General features: G+C 48.5%; 3 protein-coding genes. 1 reads left to right on the top strand and 2 read right to left on the bottom strand.

The window, feature by feature from the left end; translation table 11 throughout:
* On the top strand, positions 1–420 hold a 420-nt coding region (locus AXE65_RS04200), incomplete at its 5' end, for a CCDC90 family protein (protein WP_204376515.1).
* Between the two features lie 61 nt (positions 421–481).
* Here AXE65_RS04200 and AXE65_RS04195 read toward each other — a convergent pair.
* Together AXE65_RS04195 and AXE65_RS14525 are read right to left on the bottom strand one after the other, a co-directional pair.
* A complete protein-coding gene (locus tag AXE65_RS04195; protein ID WP_068388555.1) occupies positions 482–790 on the bottom strand; it encodes a hypothetical protein in 309 nt (102 codons plus the stop codon).
* A gap of 95 nt (positions 791–885) precedes the next feature.
* The gene (locus tag AXE65_RS14525) at positions 886–1,281 is read right to left on the bottom strand and encodes a helix-turn-helix domain-containing protein (protein WP_153015380.1); all 396 of its coding nucleotides are present in this window, start codon (positions 1,279–1,281) and stop codon (positions 886–888) included.
* Positions 1,282–1,650 lie beyond the last annotated feature (369 nt).

Here is a 1,650-nt window from a genome sequence, read left to right as displayed (position 1 = left end):
GGTGCTAACATAGGTACATTGAAAAATGCACTGGCTAAGCGAGGAAAAGAGATGAGTTCAGCCGCTTTTAATTCGTTTGATACATTGCAACTCGCCAAAAAGCTCAAGGCGGCGAAGTTTCCGGAAGAGCAGGCAGAAGTCGTGGCGGAGGCTTTCCGTGAAAGTTTTGACGAGCGAGACAAGGCACTGGCTGCGGTAGAAGCCAAGGTGAGAGATTTGGCTGCTGATGCCAAAAATAATGCTGAAAAGATGGCAACAAAAGAGGATGTGGTTAGGTTAGAGGGTCGAATAACCAACCTTGAGCAGAGCATGAATGCCAAGATAGACAGCATACGCAAGGACATTATTATCTGGCTCGGCGGTTTGCTTATCGGCGGCTTTGTGATGCTCGGCGGGATGCTGATTAAGCTGTTGCCCTGATCGTTCTTTTTCATGGCGTTATCCTTAAAGCCCTGCTGCAAAGCGGGGCTTTTTGTTTGGCTTAGGCGGGTTGGGTTTCCAGAGTTTTCAGCCTTGCCTTTTCTTCTTCTGTTAGCTCAAAAGGTAATTCCACTACATCCACTACAAAGGTTGCGCCGATTATCCCCAAGAGATGCCTGCTCCAATTTAGATCGTCCTCGTTTTTCATGCTGGGGTCACGTTGGAACGCCGCATAGCTAATGCGGTAATCCTCCAAGAGATCTATTGCACGGGCGCGGCTAACGGTGTGCCATGTGGGATAGCCGCCCTGCCCATGGGAAATAAATATCTCGTAACTTTCTTTGCCGACACTGATGACTTCTACTTTCATGACTTGCTTCCTTCTATCCGGTGGGGGATGAAAGCAATTTAGCCATAGCTAAATTCTATGTCAATAGCTATGGCTAATTTTTGATGCTTTTTTTACTAGCCTGCCCGTTCGTTTTTTTGTCGGCTTGCTTCGTAGGCAGGCACAGCCTCTAGCTCGCTTAAACTTCTGCGTATGCTGGACGCAATGTAAGCCCTTGAGCTTTCAGGTAATACAGCTATTTGTTCGTAGGGTATCCACGGATAAAAAGGCCAGTCTAACGAGGCGGCACGCTCTCTAGGTGGTACTCCATGTGCAAGCCAAGCATCTGAAACTCCTAGAAATTCTGCCGTCTTTACTAGATTTTGACCCTTTAAGTTTTTTGTGCCGCCGGTTAGCCATTTATGCACTGATGGGGGCTTCGCACCCGTAACTCGCACAAGGTCTACGGCTTTTACGCCTTTTGCGCTCATGGCGCTCCGCAAGCGGGCGGATAATGTATCGAGGCTTTCCATAGCGTCATCCTAGGTTTTAGAAAGGTAGCTATGGCTATTGACATAGAATTTAGCTATGGCTTAATTTATTAGCTATGGAACCTATAGAGCATGCACATTCAGCAAAAATAGACGCGCTAGGCGGCACGTCAGCAGCAGCGCGTTTCTTTGAAGTAAAGGCTGCATCTGTATCTAAGTGGCGCAAAAAAGGCATCCCAAGAGCGCGGCTAATGTATGCCCGCATTGCACGCCCCGACATTTTCGGCCAAGAACCCCAAGAACCTTTAACTGACAAGGAAGCCCTCCCCGATGCCAACCATAACCATCAGTGACCGCGAGTGGTTGCTTTTTGCGGGTGCCGACACGGACTGTTTTAAGCGTTATGTGGCG

It is taken from the genome of Ventosimonas gracilis, assembly GCF_001580025.1.
Taxonomy (GTDB): domain Bacteria; phylum Pseudomonadota; class Gammaproteobacteria; order Pseudomonadales; family Pseudomonadaceae; genus Ventosimonas; species Ventosimonas gracilis.
This window is presented reverse-complemented; position numbering and strand designations above follow the sequence as displayed.

Bases quoted from the DNA above. Each gene is read 5' to 3' on its own strand.
- AXE65_RS04195 (WP_068388555.1), bottom strand. From the start codon at position 790: ATGAAAGTAGAAGTCATCAGTGTCGGCAAAGAAAGTTACGAGATATTT.
- AXE65_RS14525 (WP_153015380.1), bottom strand. From the start codon at position 1,281: ATGGAAAGCCTCGATACATTATCCGCCCGCTTGCGGAGCGCCATGAGC.